General features: G+C 73.1%; 17 protein-coding genes. 12 read left to right on the plus strand and 5 right to left on the minus strand.

Annotated elements, in window-relative coordinates:
- The first annotated feature begins 1 nt into the window (after position 1).
- Positions 2-862 (plus strand): proteasome subunit alpha, encoded by an 861-nt coding sequence (gene prcA / locus ACQEVC_RS30585; protein ID WP_432884388.1) that lies wholly within the window; start codon positions 2-4, stop codon positions 860-862.
- Between the two features lie 82 nt (positions 863-944).
- On the opposite strand, the gene rfbD is transcribed toward prcA, so the two are convergent.
- The gene (gene rfbD / locus ACQEVC_RS30590; protein ID WP_432891774.1) at positions 945-1847 is read right to left on the minus strand and encodes a dTDP-4-dehydrorhamnose reductase; all 903 of its coding nucleotides are present in this window, start codon (positions 1845-1847) and stop codon (positions 945-947) included.
- A gap of 173 nt (positions 1848-2020) precedes the next feature.
- A complete protein-coding gene (rfbB, locus tag ACQEVC_RS30595) occupies positions 2021-3037 on the minus strand; it encodes a dTDP-glucose 4,6-dehydratase (protein ID WP_432884390.1) in 1017 nt (338 codons plus the stop codon).
- Positions 3038-3135: 98 nt separating this feature from the next.
- On the opposite strand from rfbB, the gene rfbA reads away from it, so the two are divergent.
- The 3 genes from rfbA (at position 3136) to ACQEVC_RS30610 (ending at position 5688) form a co-directional block, all read left to right on the plus strand.
- On the plus strand, positions 3136-4008 hold the full coding sequence (rfbA, locus tag ACQEVC_RS30600) for a glucose-1-phosphate thymidylyltransferase RfbA (RefSeq protein ID WP_432884393.1): 873 nt from the start codon (positions 3136-3138) through the stop codon (positions 4006-4008).
- A 90-nt stretch (positions 4009-4098) separates the two neighbouring features.
- Positions 4099-5457, plus strand: a complete 1359-nt coding sequence (gene pafA / locus ACQEVC_RS30605; RefSeq protein ID WP_318397176.1) for a Pup--protein ligase — start codon at positions 4099-4101, stop codon at positions 5455-5457.
- 27 nt (positions 5458-5484) lie between these two features.
- Positions 5485-5688 carry a hypothetical protein gene (locus tag ACQEVC_RS30610; protein ID WP_318397175.1) on the plus strand — a complete coding sequence of 68 codons (204 nt, stop codon included), beginning with the start codon at positions 5485-5487 and terminating at the stop codon, positions 5686-5688.
- 71 nt (positions 5689-5759) lie between these two features.
- On the opposite strand, the gene ACQEVC_RS30615 is transcribed toward ACQEVC_RS30610, so the two are convergent.
- Positions 5760-6842: a DUF3866 family protein gene (locus ACQEVC_RS30615; protein ID WP_432884397.1), complete on the minus strand. Its 1083-nt coding sequence runs from the start codon at positions 6840-6842 to the stop codon at positions 5760-5762.
- Between the two features lie 180 nt (positions 6843-7022).
- Between ACQEVC_RS30615 and ACQEVC_RS30620 the strand changes: the two genes are divergently transcribed.
- The 6 genes from ACQEVC_RS30620 (at position 7023) to ACQEVC_RS30645 (ending at position 11922) form a co-directional block, all read left to right on the plus strand.
- Positions 7023-8024, plus strand: a complete 1002-nt coding sequence (locus ACQEVC_RS30620; protein ID WP_318397173.1) for a helix-turn-helix transcriptional regulator — start codon at positions 7023-7025, stop codon at positions 8022-8024.
- Positions 8025-8078: 54 nt separating this feature from the next.
- The gene (locus ACQEVC_RS30625) at positions 8079-9173 is read left to right on the plus strand and encodes a helix-turn-helix transcriptional regulator (RefSeq protein ID WP_432884401.1); all 1095 of its coding nucleotides are present in this window, start codon (positions 8079-8081) and stop codon (positions 9171-9173) included.
- 10 nt (positions 9174-9183) lie between these two features.
- Positions 9184-9438 (plus strand): hypothetical protein, encoded by a 255-nt coding sequence (locus tag ACQEVC_RS30630; RefSeq protein ID WP_432884403.1) that lies wholly within the window; start codon positions 9184-9186, stop codon positions 9436-9438.
- 204 nt (positions 9439-9642) lie between these two features.
- Positions 9643-9939 carry a Sec-independent protein translocase subunit TatA gene (tatA, locus tag ACQEVC_RS30635; RefSeq protein ID WP_432884405.1) on the plus strand — a complete coding sequence of 99 codons (297 nt, stop codon included), beginning with the start codon at positions 9643-9645 and terminating at the stop codon, positions 9937-9939.
- 14 nt (positions 9940-9953) lie between these two features.
- Complete coding sequence (tatC, locus tag ACQEVC_RS30640) at positions 9954-10928, plus strand: twin-arginine translocase subunit TatC (RefSeq protein WP_432884408.1); 975 nt, start codon at positions 9954-9956, stop codon at positions 10926-10928.
- A gap of 49 nt (positions 10929-10977) precedes the next feature.
- Positions 10978-11922 carry a diacylglycerol kinase family protein gene (locus ACQEVC_RS30645; protein WP_432884411.1) on the plus strand — a complete coding sequence of 315 codons (945 nt, stop codon included), beginning with the start codon at positions 10978-10980 and terminating at the stop codon, positions 11920-11922.
- Positions 11923-11980: 58 nt separating this feature from the next.
- Here the strand turns inward: ACQEVC_RS30645 and ACQEVC_RS30650 are convergent, their stop codons facing one another.
- Positions 11981-12757 carry an HAD family hydrolase gene (locus tag ACQEVC_RS30650; RefSeq protein ID WP_432884414.1) on the minus strand — a complete coding sequence of 259 codons (777 nt, stop codon included), beginning with the start codon at positions 12755-12757 and terminating at the stop codon, positions 11981-11983.
- An 86-nt stretch (positions 12758-12843) separates the two neighbouring features.
- Between ACQEVC_RS30650 and ACQEVC_RS30655 the strand changes: the two genes are divergently transcribed.
- Both ACQEVC_RS30655 and ACQEVC_RS30660 read left to right on the plus strand, forming a co-directional pair.
- Positions 12844-15630, plus strand: a complete 2787-nt coding sequence (locus ACQEVC_RS30655) for a DEAD/DEAH box helicase (protein WP_432884417.1) — start codon at positions 12844-12846, stop codon at positions 15628-15630.
- A 184-nt stretch (positions 15631-15814) separates the two neighbouring features.
- The gene (locus ACQEVC_RS30660) at positions 15815-16750 is read left to right on the plus strand and encodes an MHYT domain-containing protein (RefSeq protein WP_432884420.1); all 936 of its coding nucleotides are present in this window, start codon (positions 15815-15817) and stop codon (positions 16748-16750) included.
- 126 nt (positions 16751-16876) lie between these two features.
- On the opposite strand, the gene ACQEVC_RS30665 is transcribed toward ACQEVC_RS30660, so the two are convergent.
- Positions 16877-17806 carry a 5'-3' exonuclease gene (locus ACQEVC_RS30665; RefSeq protein WP_432884422.1) on the minus strand — a complete coding sequence of 310 codons (930 nt, stop codon included), beginning with the start codon at positions 17804-17806 and terminating at the stop codon, positions 16877-16879.
- Positions 17807-17873: the final 67 nt, after the last annotated feature.

A 17873-nucleotide genomic window follows, 5' to 3' on the forward strand; every position in this document is an offset into this window, starting at 1 on the left:
CGTGGCCATGCAGTTCTACGCCTCACCCGAGCAGATCATGCGCGACCGCTCGGAGCTGGCCCGCAAGGGCATCGCGCGCGGGCGGAGCGCCGTGACGCTCAGCTACTCCGGCGGGGTGCTCTTCGTGGCGGAGAACCTCTCCAGCGCCCTGCACAAGGTCAGTGAGATCTACGACCGGGTCGCCTTCGCGGCGGTCGGCCGGTACAACGAGTTCGAGAACCTGCGCCGCGCGGGAGTGCGGATGGCGGACGCCATCGGGCTCAGCTTCGACCGGCGGGACGTCACCGGCCGGGCGCTGGCGAACGCGTACGCCCAGACCCTGGGTGCGATCTTCACCGAGCAGTCCAAGCCGTTCGAGGTGGAGATCTGCGTCGCCGAGGTGGGCAGCACGCCGGAGCAGGACGAGCTCTACCGGATCACCTACGACGGTTCGGTCAACGACGAGCCCGGCCGGATGGCGATGGGCGGGCAGGCGGAGGCGGTCACCGGGGCGCTGCGCGAGGAGCACCAGCCGGACATGTCGCTGGACGCTGCGGTCCGGCTGGCGGTCCGGGCGCTCGGCAGCGTCGGTGGCGAGGGCGGTGCGCCCCGGACCGTCGCCGCCAGCCAACTCGAGGTGGCGATCCTGGACCGGCGGCGGGTCGGCCGTACCTTCCGCCGGATCACCGGTGCCGCGCTGGTCTCGCTGCTGGACGGGGCGCCTGCCGAGGCCGACGGGGGCGAGGCGCCGCCGGCCGAGCCGAAGACTCCGGCCCCCGGCCCGGACAAGCCGGCCGAGTCCGCCGGCTCGGCCGACCTGGAGGGCAAGGCGAAGCCGGCCGGCGGTGACAAGTCGACCAACGGCGAGAAGAAGTCCGAGTAGGACTGCGCCGCTCCGGTCGCCGCCCCGACCGCGTCCGGTCAGGAGACCGGACGCGCACCTTGCCACTCGCCCAGTCGCGCCGCTAACGCGAGCCGGAGCGGATCCGGTCGTCGGCGGCGTGGCTCGGTCGGGCTGGCGGGCGGGCGTCGGCCAGCGTTCCGTCCGGTCGCAGCGCCTCGGCGAGCATCGCCCGCCAGTCCGCCATCGGGGCCAGCCCGGCCCGGGACCACCCGGCGTGCCCGAGCACGCTGTAACCGGGCCGGCGGGCCGGGCGGGGGAACCGGTCGCTGCCGACGGGACGGATCCGGTCCGCGTCGAGCCTGGTCCGGGCGAAGACCTCGCGGGCTAGGCCGTACCAGGTGGTCCGACCGCTCGCCGTGCCGTGGTAGATGCCGGCCGGTGCGGCGCCCCGGTGGGCGGTGGCGCCGAGGTCGGCCAGCCGCTCCGCGAGCGCGTACGACCACGTCGGCTGCCCGAGTTGGTCGTCCACCACGTCGAGGTGTGGGCGTTGGGTGGCCAGCCGGAGGATCGTGGTGACGAAGTTGGGGCCGTGTGCGCCGTACAGCCACGCGGTGCGTACGAGGTATCCGGTCTGCGGTAGCAGCCGGGCGACGGCGAGTTCCCCGGCGAGCTTGCTCCGCCCGTACGCGTTGACCGGCGCGGTCGGGGCGTCCTCCGGATAGGGCCGGTCGGCGTCGCCGGCGAAGACGTAGTCGGTGGAGATGTGCAGCAGCCGCGCGCCGGTCTCGGCACAGGCCGCCGCCAGGTTGGCCACCCCGGTGCCGTTGACGGCGGTGGCGGCCGCCTCCCGCTCCTCCGCGCCGTCCACGTCGGTCCAGGCGGCGGCGTTGACCACGATCCGGTGCCCGGCCACCGCCGCCCGTACCGCCACCGGGTCGGTCAGGTCGACCTCGGCCCGGGTGGCGGCGGTGACCCGCCCCGGGTGCCGGGCGGAGAGCACCGCCACCAGGTCCCGGCCCAGCATCCCGCCGGCCCCGGTCACCAACCAGCTCGGCGGCTCCGCGTCCCGGTGGGCGCCCGGCTGGACGCTCGGCGGCTCTGCGTCCCGGTGGGCGCCTGGCGGCTCTGCGTCCCGGTGGGCGCTCGGCGGCTCGGCGTCCGGCTGGACGCTCGGCGGCTCCGCATCCGGCTGCACGGTCACCGGACGTCCGGCCCGGGTCGCCCGATCTCCTCGCCGCTCAGCCGCGCCTTGAGCGGCTCCCACCACGCGCGGTTCTCCCGGTACCAGGTGACCGTCTCGGCCAGCCCGCGGTCGAGGTCGATCCGGGGCGCGTACCCGAGTTCCTCACTGATCTTGGTGATGTCCAGCGAGTAGCGGCGGTCGTGCCCCATCCGGTCGGCGACCGGCCTGACCCGGTCCCAGTCGGCGTCGCAGGCGGCGAGTAGCCGGGCGGTCAGCTCGCGGTTGGTCAGCTCGGTGCCGCCGCCGATGTGGTAGACCTCGCCCGGCCGCCCCTTGTCCTGCACCAGGGCGACCCCGACGCAGTGGTCGTGCACGTGCAGCCAGTCCCGGACGTTGCCGCCGTCGCCGTAGAGCGGCACGGTGCCGCCGTCGAGCAGGTTGGTGACGAAGAGCGGGATCACCTTCTCCGGGAACTGGTACGGCCCGTAGTTGTTGGAGCAGCGGGTCAGCACCACGTCCATCCCGTAGGTGCGGTGGTAGGCCAGGGCCAGCAGGTCGGAGCCGGCCTTGGCGGCCGAGTACGGCGAGTTCGGCGCCAGCGGGGTCGACTCGGTCCAGGATCCCTGCTCGATCGAGCCGTAGACCTCGTCGGTGGAGACGTGCACGAACCGGCCGGTACGGTGCCGCAGCGCCGCCTCCAGCAGGGTCTGCGTGCCGAGCACGTTGGTGGTGACGAACGGGGCGGCCCGGTGGATCGAGCGGTCGACGTGTGACTCGGCCGCGAAGTGCACGATCACGTCGTGGCCGGGAACCACCTCGTCGAGCACGATCGGGTCGCAGATGTCGCCGACCACCACCCGGAGCCGGGGGTCGGCGCGTACCGGATCGAGGTTGGCCAGGTTGCCGGAGTAGGTGAGCTTGTCCAGTACGGTGACCGCGTTCGGCGCGAGCCGGGGACCTGCGCCGGTCAGCAGCATACGTACGTATTCAGAACCGATAAATCCGGCTCCACCGGTCACGAGGATCCTCATGAATCGGAAAGTCTACGCGCCGTTTGCCGGTCGCACCGTCAGGCCGAGCTGTCGGCGAATTGACTCTCCAACGCGGCTACCACCGGTAGCCTGCGCGAATGCGTGGAATCCTGCTGGCGGGCGGCACCGGCTCGCGGCTGTGGCCGATCACCCAGGCCGTGTCGAAACAACTCATGCCGGTTTTCGACAAACCAATGATCTACTACCCGCTCTCCACGTTGGTCATGGCGGGAATACGGGAGATCCTCATCATCACCACTCCCGGCGACCAGGGGCAGTTCCGGCGACTTCTCGGCGACGGCTCCCAGTGGGGCCTCCGGTTGGAGTACGTCGCGCAGCCGAGTCCGGACGGAATCGCGCAGGCGTTCCTTCTCGGCGAGGAGTTCCTGGCCGGCGATTCGGTGGCGCTGATCCTCGGCGACAACATCTTCTACGGCGCCGGACTGGGCCGGAGCCTGGCCCGCAACGGCGACCCGGACGGTGGCCGGATCTTCGCCTATCCGGTGGCGAACTGCGAGGGTTACGGGATTGTCGAGTTCGATTCCGACGGGCGGGCGCTGTCGATCGAGGAGAAGCCGGAAAAACCCAAGTCCCGGTACGCCGTCCCGGGCCTCTACTTCTACGCCAACGACGTGGTGGAGGTCGCCAAGGGGCTGACCCCGAGCGACCGGGGCGAACTGGAGATCACGGCGGTCAACCAGACCTATCTGGCGGCGGGTCGGCTCCAGGTCACCGCGCTGGACCGGGGTACCGCCTGGCTGGACACCGGCACCTTCACCTCGCTGGTCCAGGCCGGCGAGTTCGTCCGGGTGATCGAGGAGCGGCAGGGCCTGAAGGTGGGCTGCATCGAGGAGGTGGTCTGGCGCAGCGGGCTGATCTCCGACGAGCAGCTCCGCGAGCTGGCCCAGCCGCTGAGCCGGAGCGGCTACGGCGAGTACCTCTTCGGCATCCTCGAGGATCCCGGCCGGTGACCGGTGCAGGACGATCGGCCGCCGGAGTTCCCCCACAACGCCACGGCCCGAGGCTGACCAACTCGGGCCTCGGGCGACTAATCTCCAATCATGGAGCGGCGAATCTTCGGCCTTGAAACCGAGTACGGTGTCACCTGCACCTACCGCGGCCAACGGCGGCTGTCCCCGGACGAGGTCGCCCGTTACCTCTTCCGCCGGGTGGTCTCCTGGGGGCGCTCGAGCAACGTCTTCCTGCGCAACGGTGCCCGGCTCTACCTCGACGTCGGGTCCCACCCGGAGTACGCCACCCCGGAGTGCGACTCGGTCTCCGACCTGGTGGCCCACGACCGGGCCGGCGAGCGGATCCTGGAGGGTCTGCTGGTCGACGCGGAGAAGCGGCTGCACGACGAGGGCATCGCGGGTGAGATCTACCTGTTCAAGAACAACACGGACTCGGCCGGCAACTCGTACGGCTGCCACGAGAACTACCTGGTCTCCCGGCACGGCGAGTTCGGTCGGCTGGCCGACGTGCTGATCCCCTTCCTGGTCACCCGGCAGTTGATCTGTGGCGCCGGCAAGGTGCTGCAGACCCCGCGTGGCGCCGTCTACTGCCTCTCCCAGCGTGCCGAGCACATCTGGGAGGGCGTCTCCTCGGCGACCACCCGCAGCCGGCCGATCATCAACACCCGGGACGAGCCGCACGCCGACGCCGAGCGCTACCGCCGGCTGCACGTCATCGTCGGCGACTCCAACATGAACGAGGTCACCACCCTGCTCAAGGTCGGCAGCGCGGACATCGTGCTGCGGATGATCGAGGCCGGGGTGGTGATGCGTGACCTGTCGCTGGAGAACCCGATCCGGGCGATCCGGGAGGTGTCGCACGACATCACCGGCCGGCGCAAGGTCCGGCTGGCCTCGAACAAGGAGATCAGCGCGCTGGAGATCCAGCAGGAATACCTGGCGAAGGCGACCGAGTTCGTCGAGCGGCGGGGCGGGGACCAGACCGCGAAGCGGGTGGTCGAGCTCTGGGGCCGGGTGCTGCGCGCGGTCGAGACCGGCGACCTGGAGCCGGTCTCCCGGGAGATCGACTGGGTGACCAAGCTCCGGCTCATCGAGCGCTACCAGCGCAAGAACGACCTGCCGCTGTCGCACCCCCGGATCGCCCAGATGGACCTGGCGTACCACGACCTGCGCCGGGGGCGTGGCCTCTACGGGCTGCTGGAGCGGCGCAAGCAGGTGGACCGGATCGCCACCGACCCGGAGATCTTCGAGGCGAAGGAGACCCCGCCGCAGACCACCCGGGCCCGGCTGCGCGGCGAGTTCATCCGGCACGCCCAGGAGAAGCGCCGGGACTTCACCGTCGACTGGGTGCACCTCAAGCTGAACGACCAGGCCCAGCGCACGGTGCTCTGCAAGGACCCGTTCCGGGCGTACGACGAGCGGGTGGAGCGGCTGATCGCGAGCATGTGAGGCCCGGCAGTTAGGCTTTCCCCCGCTATGACGCATCCAGACGGTCGCGACGACGACGAGCACCGGCGCCCCGAGACGATCCGGCAGAACCGGATCGAGCGGCGACGGGCGAAGATCCGGGAGGAGATCGAGCGCAACCGCCGGGGCGAGTACACCGTGCCCACCTGGGTGCTCACCCTCGCGCTCGTCCTGGTCGTGGCCGGCTGGCTGGCGCTGGTCTTCCTGAGCTGACCCCGACCCCGACCGGATTCGCCGAGCGCCCAGGCGCCGGGTCAGCGCAGGCCGGGTCAGCGCAGGCCGGGTCAGCGCAGGCCGGCGGCGTACCGGCCGGCGGCGGCCGCGGCCAGGAAGTAGGCGTGCTCCTCGGCCAGTCCCCGGCCCATCGTCGAGAGCGGGACCGGGCTGGCCCGTAGCGCCTCGTCGAGCCCGTGCACCGGTACCCGGACGACCCGGTGCCGCCGCGCCAGCGCCGCCACGGCCGGCTCGACCAGCGCGGCCAGCTCCGCCGGCAGCTCCGCCGGGAGTACCAGGTCGGCGGCGGCCAGCGCGACCCGGCCGTACGCGGTGACGCTGTGGTGCGACAGCCCCCGGTGCCGGTCCCGCGGGTCGGCACCGGAGATCCGCAGCGAGCCGACCGGCCGGCCGCCCAGCGCGGCGACCGCGTTGACCGCCTCGCCGACGGCGACCCCGGAGAAGCCCCACCGGGTGCCGGTGCCCAGGTTCCCCGGTCCCTGCGCCACGATCGCCACGTCGGCCCGCAGCACGTGCCGGGCGGCGAGCAGCCCGCTGTGCAGGTTCGTCGCCTCCAGGTCGCCCCCGAACGCCTGACCGACGGTGACCGTGCCGGCGAGTTCGGCGCGCAGGCCGTGCAGGGTGCGGGAGAACCAGGCCGGCAGCGCACCGCCGTCGGTCCACAGGTAGCCGATCCGGGCGTCGGGCGCGTCGGCCCGGATCCCCGCCACGATCGCCGGCAGCGCGGAGTGCAGGTCGGCGGTGACCACCGGCAGCCCGCCGAGGTCGTCGGCGTCGACCAGCGCCGCCCGGTGCGGGGAGGCCTCCTCGTCGACACCGAGCAGGATCGGTTGCAGCGGCGTGTAGCGGGCCTTGACCAGATGCCCGGCGTCCCGGGTGTCGACCGTCCGGGGCGGATCCGCCGGCAGCCGGTCCGGCAGCGCCACCACCAGGGCGTACCCGCCGGTGCCGAGCCCCATCAGCAGCGCACCCACGTTCAGCAGCACCCGGTCGCCCGGCTCGGGGGTGCCGACCAGTTCCGGGTACGCCAGCGCCCGTACCGGCGTCCCGTCGGACTGCCGGACGTCGAGTTCGACGGCGCCGTGCCAGCTCCGCCGGACCGCCGTGACCGTGCCGGACCGCCATCGCACCATGGCCGGCAGGGTAACCGGCTACGGCTTGCCGCTCCGGGTCGGGTCGAGGAAGACGTACCGGATCTGCGGGAGGAGGCTCTCCGAGGTGCCGTCCGGATCCGCCACACCGCCAGCCTGGGAGCCGGCCGGGGCGCCGCGCGGGTACCCGCTTCGTGATCCGACACTGCTAGCGTCTGTGTCGTGTCGCGGACCCGTACCGAACGCCTGGTCAACCTGGTGATCTGTTTGCTGTCCACCCGACGGTTCCTGACCGCCGCGCAGATCGCCGCGACCGTGCCGGGCTATGAGCATGATCCGGACGACCCACGTGACCACGAGGCCTTCCAGCGCAAGTTCGAGCGGGACAAGGCCGAGCTGCGTGAGCTGGGCGTACCGCTGGAGACCGGCACGGCCAGCGCCTTCGACGCCGAGCCGGGCTACCGGATCGCCCACCGGGAGTACGCGCTGCCGGACATCCCGCTGGAGCCCGACGAGGCGGCGGCGGTGGGCATCGCCGCGCGGCTCTGGCGGCACGCCGGGCTGGCCGCGGCGGCCTCCTCCGGGCTGGCGAAGCTCCGCGCCGCCGGTGTCGACGTCGACCCGCAGGCCACCCTCGGGGTGGAGCCGGTGGTCACCGTCGACCCGGCGTTCGGGCCGCTGACCGCCGCGGCCCGGGACCGGCGCACCGTCGGCTTCGACTACCGGGTACCCGACGGCGACGCTCCGACCAGCCGCCGGCTGCAACCCTGGGGCGTGGTCTGCTGGCGGGCCCGCTGGTACGTGGTCGGCCACGACCTCGACCGGGACGCGGCCCGCTGTTTCCGGCTCTCCCGGATCGTCGGCGGGGCGGTCCGGATGATCGGTAGGCCGGGTGCCTTCTCCCCGCCGGTCGGCGTCGACCTGATCAGCCACGTCGCCAAGTGGTCCGGTCCGGTGGAGCGCTCCGGCCGAGCCACCGTGCTGGTCGCACCGGGCCGCGCCGCCGGGCTGCGCAGGTGGGCCCGGGAGGTGATCAGCGGGCCCGACGGCGACCGCCTGGTCCTGCCGTACGCCGATGCCGAGTCGCTCGCCGGTAGGCTCGTCGGCTACGGTCCCGATGTCCGGGTGCTCGACCCGCCGGAGATCCGGGACGCCGTGATCCAGCGGCTCAAGGAGATCACCGCCCGGCACGACGAGATGGCGACCGCCCGGGCGTCGGGGTAACGCGGGGCGGACCGGGGTTGGGGCCCCGGGAACTGACCAGAGGGGGGAGCCGGCGTGACTCGTCCGGCGCAACGGTCCGGCGGCGCTGCGCGGACCTCGGCCGACCGGCTGGCCCGACTGCTGAACCTGGTGCCGTACCTGCTGGCACGGCCGGGGATCGAGCTGTCCGAGGCGGCGGCCGACCTCGGGGTGACCGAGCGACAGCTACGCGAGGACCTGGAACTGCTCTGGGTCTGCGGCCTGCCCGGGTACGGGCCGGGCGACCTGATCGACATGGCCTTCGACGGTGACCGGGTCACCATCACCTACGACGCGGGGATCGACCGCCCGCTGCGGCTCACCCCGGACGAGGCACTGGCACTGGTGGTCGCGCTGCGGATGCTCGCCGAGACGCCGGGGATGGCCAACCGGGACGCGATCGAACGCGCCCTCGCCAAGATCGAGAATGCGGCCGGCGAACTCGCCGACGCCCCCGTCGCGGTACGGATGCCGGGGGACAGCGACCGGGTCGCGGCGCTGCACGGTGCGGTGCAGCGGGGCCGGGCGCTCCGGATCACCTACTACGCCGCGACCCGGGACGAGACCACCGAGCGCACGGTCGACCCGATCCGGGTGCTGATGGTCGGCGGCCTGGCCTACCTCGAGGCATGGTGCCGGCGGGCGGAGTCGGTGCGGCTGTTCCGGGCCGACCGGATCGACGCGCTCGTCGAGCTGGACGAGCCGGCCGCACCGCCGCCACAGGCCCGGCTGCACGACCTCAGCGCCGGCATCTTCCGCCCCGACCAGGACCTGCCGCTGGTGACCCTGCGGGTCGGCCGGTCCAGCCGGTGGATCACCGAGTACTACCCGTGCGAGCGGGTCGAGCCGGATCCGGGTGCCGGCGACGCCGGCCGGGCCGGCCGGGAGTGGCTGGTCTCGCTGCGGGTCACCGACCTCGACTGGGCCCGGCGGTTCGTGCTGGGGCTCGGGCCGGACGTCACGGTGGTCGCCCCGGCGGAACTCGCCGACCAGGTACGCGACCGGGCCGCCGCCGCGCTCGACGCGTACGCCACGCTGCCCCCGGACGGCGCACCGGAGGCGGCTGCCCCGCGCCCGGGCGTCGAGCTGGTCCCGGGCGCCGATCCGGCGACCACGGCCGGAAGCCACTAGGCTGGCCGACGTGGTGAAGTGGATCGTGCTCGCGGCCGTCCTCGTCGGGCTCCTGGTGCTGGGGCTGGCGGTCCGCCGGGTGCTGACCCGGCTGCCGCGACTGCAGCGGGCCGCGCTGGTCATGCAACGCCGTCAGGAGCAGGCCGAGGACCTCCAGCGGGTGGCGCTGGCCGTGCAGGACCGGGCCGAGGCCATGCAGCAGCAGGTCGAGACGCTCCAGCAGCGGCTCGTGCTGATCCGCGCCAAGCGCGGCGGCGAAGAATAGCTACGGGGGAGACCAGCCTCGGCGGCGAGGGATAGTCCCTGCTCAGGGCCGTCGATCATGTGCTTGACGGATGCCCCGCGTTGGTCAAGACTTCACCAGCCGGCCGGAAAGTCACCAGCCTGGCGGGTGGCACTCCTCCCCGACGCACGTACGATGGGCCAGGACACACCCCTTCGCTGGACAAAACATCGAACTGGAGCTTCCATGGGCGCCCTCAAGCCGTGGCACATCATTGTTCTCGTGGTTGTGCTGATCCTGCTCTTCGGCGCGAAGCGGCTTCCGGACGCGGCTCGCTCGCTCGGTCGTTCGCTGCGGATCATCAAGGCCGAGACCAGGAGCCTTTCGGAGGACGACAAGGACCTGGCCGAGAAGGCCGACGCGCAGGCGGGTCGCCAGCCGCTGGCGGGTGACACCGTCCACCCGACCAGCGTGCACCAGCCCGGTTACCAGCCGCCAGCGGCGCCGGTCAACGACCCGGTGCAGCGCGTCCGCGACAACTGACCGGAGCCCGTCCCGTGGCCTTCGCCCTGCTGCGCCGGCGCGGTCCGAGCAAGTTCGAGCGAGCCGCCGACGGCTCGATGACGCTCATCGAGCACATCCGGGAGCTGCGCAACCGGCTGTTCTGGGCTTCGCTCGGGCTGCTCGTCGGCTTGATTGTCGGATGGTTCCTTGCCGAGCCGGTCTACAACATCCTCCGTCAGCCGTACTGCCGGCTCGACGGATCTACCGACGCTAACGGGGTCTGCCAGCAGTTCCTCATGCTCGGTCCGACGGACGGCCTGGTACTCAAGCTCAAGCTGGCGTTGTGGGTCGGCCTTGTGGTCGGCGCACCGGTGTGGCTCTACCAGCTCTGGGCGTTCGTCGCGCCGGGCCTGCACCGGCACGAGCGGAAGTGGGCGTACGTCTTCGTCGCGATTTCGGTCCCGCTCTTCGCGGCCGGCGCGACGCTGGCCTACATCGTGGTCGACCGGGGCCTCGAGTTCCTGATCGAGGCCGGCGTGGGCGATCTCGCCGCCGGGCTCGAGATGAGCCGGTACATCGCCTTCGTCACCAACATGATCCTGCTGTTCGGGCTGGGGTTCGAGTTTCCGCTGCTGCTGTTGATGCTCAACTTCACCGGCGTGGTCACCGCCCGCCGGCTGCTGAGCTGGTGGCGGGTCATCGTCTTCCTCAGCTTCGCCTTCGCGGCGATCGCCACGCCGGACCCGGGACCGTTCGGCATGACCCTGCTCGCCCTCTCACTGTCGCTGCTGTACTTCGTCGCCGTCGGGGTGGCGTTCATCAACGACCGGCGAAAGGGCCGTGGTAAGGAGATCTACGCCGGGCTGGACGACGACGAGGTCTCGCCGCTGAATCCGGATCCGGAGCCGGTCACCGCGGGCGAACCGGTCTCCGCAGGCGAACCGGTCGGCACGGTCGCCCCGATCGGCGAGCCGGACCCGATTGCCGCGCCGCAGCCGATCGAGCGGCGTTACGACGACATGACCTGAGTTCACCTGAGCTGTCGAAGGCGGCACGGCGGGCGGTACGGTGCTCGCCGTGACCGCCAACGATCAACTTCCCGGCTCCGTCGCTGCCGGTCGGCTGGCCGACGGCTACCTGGCGGTGCTGGCCAACCCGGCCGCCGGACGGGGCCGGTTCCGGGGACTGCTGCCGGCCGTACTCGACCGGCTCGGCACGGTGGGTCGGCCGGTGCGGCTGCTTGAGGCCGGCACCCCCGGGCAGGCGGACGCGGCCTGTCGGGCCGCGGTCGCGGACGGCGCCGCCGCCGTGGTGACGGTCGGCGGCGACGGCACGGTCCATCTGGCGCTCCAGGCGGTCGCCGGTACCGGCGTCGCCTTCGGCCCGGTCCCGGCGGGCACCGGAAACGACTTCGCGGCCGGCACCGGCTATCCGGCCGATCCGCTCGCCGCGGTCGACGCGATTGCCGCGGCGGCCGCCGCCGGCCGGACCCGTCCGGCGGACCTGGCCCGGATGACCGGCCCGGACGGGACGACCCGGTGGTACGGCGCGGTGCTGGCGGCCGGCTTCGACGCGCTGGTCAACGAGCGGGCCAATCGGATGTCCTGGCCGCGCGGGCCGCGCCGCTACGACCTGGCCATCCTGGTCGAGCTGGCCCGGCTGCGGCCCCGCCGCTACCTGCTCCGGCTGGACGGGGTGGCCCGGGAACTGGACGCGGTGCTGGTGGCGGTCGGCAACTGCCCCAGTTACGGCGGGGGGATGCGGATCTGCCCGACGGCCGACCCGACCGACGGGCTGCTCGACGTGGTCTACGCCGGCCCGATCGGCCGGACGACGCTGACCCGGATCAAGCCCCGGGTCTACCGGGGTACCCACCTGGCGCATCCGATGGTGCACACCCAGCGGGCCCGTACGGTCGAACTCGTCGCCGCGGACATCGTCGGGTACGCCGACGGTGAACGCGCACTGCCCCTTCCGGTGACCGTGACCGCGGTCCCCGGCGCCGTACGCCTGCTGCGCTGATCCGCCGCGCCAGGACACCCTTCCGGCCGGTCACCCGGGGGCGGCGGGGACGCGCCGGTCAGCGGCCGTTCGCGACCGCCAGGTCCACGGCGGCGGTCAGCCCGTTGACCTGCCCCGGCTCGGCCGCCGGCAGCACCAGCACCGCGCAACCGGCGCCTACCGCGCCGGCATCGGCGGGGGTGTCGCCGACCATCAGGGTCCGCTCCGGGTCGACGCCGAGCAGGCCGCAGGCCCGGTAGAAGATCGCCGGGTCCGGCTTGCAGCGCCCGACCTCGTAGGAGAGCACGAACGCGTCGACCAGTTCGGTCAGCTCCCAGGCGTCGAAGATCGGCCGGAGGTCGAAACCGATGTTGCTGACCACCGCCACCGGCACCTTGGCCGCGCGCAGCGCTTGCAGGGTCGCCCTGGTGTCGGCGTACGGGAGCCAGCCGTCCGGGACCACCAGGCGGTCGTACAGGGCCTCGGCGAGGCCGCTCACGCCGCTGTCGACCGTCTCGGCCAGTCCCACGAAGGCGGCCCGGTGGGCGGGGCCGTACAGGTCGCGTTCCGCCCACACCTCGGCCAGGTGCGGGGGGACCCGGGCCGGCAGGGGGCCACCGGCCCGGCCGGCGGTGACCAGGCGGTCGGCCAGCGCCGTCGCCCGGGCGCGGTCCAGCGTCGCCCCGCAGGCTGCGGCGGCGGCGGTCACCCAGGCGACCGGCTCCTCCACCTGGGCGAGGGTGCCGTGGAAGTCGAAGAGCACCGCGTCCACCGGGCGCCGGAGTGGCGCTCCGGGGGCGGGGTCGGAGGTTCCGGTCGACGTACGAGGCTTGGGCGGTTCGGCATGATCCGGCACGTCGTGCACCCTACCGACCGGCTCCCGGGGGGCCGCTCTACGGCCTGCCGACGTGCGACCACCCGGTACGCATTAATCTTGGGTTCATGTCGAGCCCCGCCGAGCGGTACGCAGCGGCGCGCCGCCGGGCCGCGCAGGCCAGCATGTTTCCCGCGCTTGACGAGTTCGCCCAGCAACTGGGGTTCGATCTCGACGACTTCCAGCGGGAGGCGTGCCAGGCGCTGGAGCGGGGCAGCGGTGTCCTGGTCTGCGCCCCGACCGGCGCCGGCAAGACCGTCGTCGGCGAGTTCGCCGTGCACCTGGCGCTGCGCACCGAGGCCGGGGCCGATCCGGGCGGACCGACCCGGAAGTGCTTCTACACGACTCCGATCAAGGCGCTGTCGAACCAGAAGTACCACGACCTGGTGGACCGGTACGGCTCCGACCAGGTGGGGCTGCTCACCGGGGACAATGCGATCAACGGTGACGCGCCGGTGGTGGTGATGACCACCGAGGTGCTGCGCAACATGCTCTACGCGGGCTCGTCGAGCCTGACCGGCCTGGCGTACGTGGTGATGGACGAGGTGCACTACCTCGCCGACCGGTTCCGGGGCGGGGTCTGGGAAGAGGTGATCATCCACCTGCCGGAGTCGGTGACCCTGGTCTCGCTCTCCGCGACGGTCTCCAACGCCGAGGAGTTCGCCGACTGGCTGGTCACCGTACGCGGTGAGACCGAGGTGGTGGTCAGCGAGCACCGCCCGGTGCCGCTCTGGCAGCACATGCTGGTCAACCGGCGGATGTTCGACCTGTTCCACGACGCCGACGCGGCCCGCAAACACGACGTGCACCCGGAACTGCTCCGCTACACCCGGGAGATGCTGCGCCGGCTCGAACTCGGCGACGGTCGTACGCACGGGCCGGGGTGGGGGCGTGGCGGGCCCCGGGGGCCACGCTGGCGCGGGCCGCTCCGGGCCGACATCGTCGAGCGGCTGGACCGGGAGGGGCTGCTGCCGGCGATCCTGTTCATCTTCAGCCGGGCCGGCTGCGACGCCGCCGTGCAGCAGTGCCTCGCCGCCGGGCTGCGGCTGACCACCCCGGACGAGCGGGCCGAGATCCGCCGGGTGGTGGAGAGCCGGATCACCAGCGTCCCCGGCGAGGATCTCGCCGTGCTGGGCTACTGGGAGTGGCTCGACGGCCTCGAACGCGGCCTCGCCGCCCACCACGCCGGGATGCTGCCGGCGTTCAAGGAGGTGGTCGAGGAGCTGTTCGTCCGTGGGCTGGTGAAGGCGGTCTTCGCCACCGAGACACTGGCGCTCGGGATCAACATGCCGGCCCGCTGCGTCGTGCTGGAACGGCTGGTGAAGTTCAACGGCGAGGCGCATGTCGACCTGACGCCGGGGGAGTACACCCAGCTCACCGGTCGGGCCGGGCGGCGGGGGATCGACGTCGAGGGGCACGCCGTCGTCGTCTGGTCGCCGGAGGTCGATCCCCGGCACGTGGCCGGGCTGGCCTCGACGCGTACCTATCCGCTGCGGTCCAGCTTCCGGCCGTCGTACAACATGGCGGTGAACCTGGTCGGGTCGGTGGGTGCCGCGCCCGCCCGGGAGCTGCTGGAGTCCTCGTTCGCGCAGTTCCAGGCGGACCGGTCGGTGGTCGGCCTGGCCCGGCAGGTGCAGCGCAACGTCGAGACCATCGAGGCGTACGGCGCGGAGGTGCGCTGCCACCACGGCGACTTCGACGAGTACTTCGGGCTGCGGTTGGCGATCGCCGACCGGGAGCAGGCGCTGGCCCGGCAGGGGCAGTCGCAGCGCCGGGCGGCCACCCTGGCCGCGCTGGAGCGGCTGCGGGTGGGTGACGTGATCCGGGTGCCGTCGGGCCGGCGGGCCGGACTGGCGGTGGTGCTCGATCCCGGCGTCGGTGGGTTCGGCGAGCCCCGCCCGCTGGTGCTGACCCAGGACCGCTGGGCCGGCCGGATCACCCCCGGCGACTTCACCACCCCGGCCGAGGTGCTGGCCCGGATCCGGGTACCGAAGCATTTCAACCACCGCTCGCCGGCTGCTCGGCGGGATCTGGCCGCGGCGGTCAGCGGTACCGGGCTGGACCGGCACGCCCGGCGCGGCGGCCGGTCCCGGGGCGGTGGCGGCGAGGACGAGCGGCTCAGCCAACTCCGTGCCGAGCTGCGCCGGCACCCCTGCCACGGCTGCCCGGACCGGGAGGAGCACGCCCGCTGGGCGGAGCGCCGCCGTCGCCTGGAGCGGGACACCGCCGAGCTGCGGCAGCGGGTCTCCGGGCGTACCGGATCGTTGACCCGGACCTTCGACCGGGTCTGCGGCATCCTCACCGCCCGCGGCTACCTCTCCGAGGCCGGTGAGGTCACCGACGCGGGCCGGATGCTCGGCCGGATCTGGACCGAGGCGGACCTGCTGGTGGCGGAGTGCCTGCGGCGCGGGGTCTGGGACGGGCTCTCCCCGGCGGAGCTGGCCTCGGCGGTCTCGGTGGTGGTCTACGAGGCGCGCCGGGACACCGACGAGCGCGCCTCGGTGCCCCGGGGGCCGGTGTCGGACGCCGTCGGCGAGACCCTGAAGATCTGGGCCGAGCTGGAGTCCGACGAGGCGGCCCGGGGGTTGGAGGTGACCCGGGAGCCCGATCTCGGCTTCGTCTGGCCGGTGTACCGGTGGGCCCGGGGCGAGGCGCTGGCGAAGGTACTGGCCAGCGGCCACAACCTGGACGGCGACATGCCGGCGGGTGACTTCGTGCGGTGGGCCCGCCAGGTGGTGGACCTGCTCGGGCAGGTCGCGGACTCGGCGGGTGCCTCGGTGGAGCTGCGCGGCACGGCGCGGCAGGCGATGGCGACGATCAATCGAGGCGTACTGGCCTACCACGGCGCGACCTGACAGCCGAGCGTCTCCGGCTCGGCCGTTCAGCCAGCCGTCGTGTTCCGTCAGGTCAGCCGGCACTCCTCCGGGGTTGATCTTTCCGGGCACCCTGCCCGGGGCCCTCCGGCCAGCAGAACCGCCCGAACCACCGTTGTGGCTGGTCGGACCCCAAGTGATCATCATCCGGGGGCGCGGAGCCGCCGTGCGACGGCGCGAGGAGATCACCGAGATGGCCACCATCCACCACTTCCAGTACGGCTGGGTCACGCCCGTGCTGAGCTACGGTCTCGCCGTCCTCGGCTCGTTCCTGGGGTTGCTCTGTGCGGTACGGGTCCGGGAGGCGACCACCCCGGGACGCCGGATCTGGTGGCTGGCGCTGGCCGCGTGGGCGATCGGCGGTACGGCCATCTGGACCATGCACTTCACCGCGATGCTCGGGTTCAGCGTCGCCGGTACCCCGATCCGGTACGACCTGCCGATGACGGTGGCGAGCGCACTGGTCGCGGTGCTCACCGTCGGGGTCGGCTTGGTCGTGGTGGTGTTCGGGCGGGTCGCCTGGCCGCGGATCCTGCTCGGCGGGCTGTTCGCCGGGCTCGGCGTGGCCGCCATGCACTACCTGGGCATGTCGGCGTTGCGGATGCGCGGGCGGATCGACTACGAGATCTCGCTGGTGGCGGTCTCGGTACTGATCGCGGTGGTCGCCGCGACCGCCGCGCTCTGGCTCGCCGTCAACGTACGCGGGACCCGGGCGGTGACCGGCGCCGCTTTCGTGATGGGGTTAGCGGTCAGCGGCATGCACTACACCGGGATGGCGGCGATGTCGGTGCACCCCCAGCCGTCCGCCCCGGCACCGACCGGCGCCAGTGGGGCGAGCCTGCTGCTGCCGATCATGCTGATCGTCATCTTCGTGGCGTTCGTGCTGTTCTACGCGCTGCTCGCCACCCCCACCGCGGACGACCGGGCCGCCTCGGCGTACCTGGCCGACCGCGCCGCCGAGCGGCTGGCCGCCGAGCGGCTGGCCGCCGAGCGGCTGACGGCCGAGCGGCGCGGCACGGAGCAGGCCACCGGGGGCGCGGCCGAGCGCTCCGCCCCGACCGCCGGCCCGGGCCGGCGCTTCAAGACCCGTCAGCCCTTCTGACCTTCCACGCCTCGGCGGGCCGCCCCACCCGACACCCCGGGTAGACGGCACCGGCATACGGCACGCCGGCGGACAACACCGGCCGGCACCTCCGGATCGGCGGCACCGGGCCACCGGCGGGACGCCTCAGGCGGGCACGGTGTTGCCGGCGAGGGCGTCGACCAGCCGGCGGCACGGGCCGGCGAGGTTCCACTGCTCGGCGAGCGCGAGCAGCCGGTCGGGGTCGGCCGGCGCCGCCGGCAGGGTGGGATCCAACGGCGGTAGCGGCACGTCCAGGGCCACCCGGACCACCGTCGGCGCGACGGCCAGGTAGTCCCGGGCGGCGTTCAGCTTGGTACGCAGCCCCGGCGCGAAGCCGGAGGACGGGTCGTCGAGCGCGGCGAGGATGCCGTCCAGGCTGCCGTACCGGTCGACGAGCCGGGCGGCGGTCTTCTCGCCGACGCCGGCCACCCCGGGCAGGCCGTCGCTGGGGTCGCCCCGCAGCGCGGCGAAGTCGGCGTACCCGGCGGCCGGCACGCCGTACTTGGTCCGGACGGCGGCGTCGTCGCAGTCCTCCAGTTTCGCCACCCCCCGGCCGCAGTAGAGCAGCCGTACCGGCCGGCTGTCGTCGATGAGCTGGAACAGGTCCCGGTCGCCGGAGGCCACCTCCACCGGTGCCGGCGAGGTCGCGGCCAGCGTGCCGAGTACGTCGTCGGCCTCGTAGCCGTCCACCCCGATCGCCGGGATGCCGATCGCGGCCAGCAGTTCGAGGATCAGCGGCACCTGTGGGGAGAGGGTGTCCGGCACCACCTCGCCGCCCTCCGGCGCCACCCGGTGCGCCTTGTACGACGGCAGCAGCGCCACCCGCCAGGCCGGGCGCCAGTCGTAGTCCAGCGCGCAGACCAGCCGGTCGGGCCGGCGGGTGCGGATCAGTGTCGCCAGCATGTCCAGGAAGCCCCGGACGGCGTTGACCGGGCTGCCGTCCGGCGCCTTGGCGGCCGATTCCGGGATGCCGAAGTAGGCCCGGAAGTAGAGGCTCGGTGCGTCGATGAGGAGCAGGGGGGGGCTGTCGTTCACCCGGACAGCCTGGCACAGCGCCGCCCGCTCCGGTCGCAGGCCCCGCGACGGCGGGTCGACGGCACCC

This window comes from Plantactinospora sp. CA-294935 (genome assembly GCF_050936445.1).
Classification (GTDB): domain Bacteria; phylum Actinomycetota; class Actinomycetes; order Mycobacteriales; family Micromonosporaceae; genus Plantactinospora.

What these genes read in the sequence shown, in the direction of transcription:
- rfbD (WP_432891774.1), bottom strand. Translation starts at nt 1,847, where the DNA reads ATGCTGGGCCGGGACCTGGTGGCGGTGCTCTCCGCCCGGCACCCGGGG.
- rfbB (WP_432884390.1), bottom strand. Translation starts at nt 3,037, where the DNA reads ATGAGGATCCTCGTGACCGGTGGAGCCGGATTTATCGGTTCTGAATAC.
- rfbA (WP_432884393.1), top strand. Translation starts at nt 3,136, where the DNA reads ATGCGTGGAATCCTGCTGGCGGGCGGCACCGGCTCGCGGCTGTGGCCG.
- pafA (WP_318397176.1), top strand. Translation starts at nt 4,099, where the DNA reads ATGGAGCGGCGAATCTTCGGCCTTGAAACCGAGTACGGTGTCACCTGC.
- ACQEVC_RS30610 (WP_318397175.1), top strand. Translation starts at nt 5,485, where the DNA reads ATGACGCATCCAGACGGTCGCGACGACGACGAGCACCGGCGCCCCGAG.
- ACQEVC_RS30615 (WP_432884397.1), bottom strand. Translation starts at nt 6,842, where the DNA reads ATGGTGCGATGGCGGTCCGGCACGGTCACGGCGGTCCGGCGGAGCTGG.
- tatA (WP_432884405.1), top strand. Translation starts at nt 9,643, where the DNA reads ATGGGCGCCCTCAAGCCGTGGCACATCATTGTTCTCGTGGTTGTGCTG.
- ACQEVC_RS30655 (WP_432884417.1), top strand. Translation starts at nt 12,844, where the DNA reads ATGTCGAGCCCCGCCGAGCGGTACGCAGCGGCGCGCCGCCGGGCCGCG.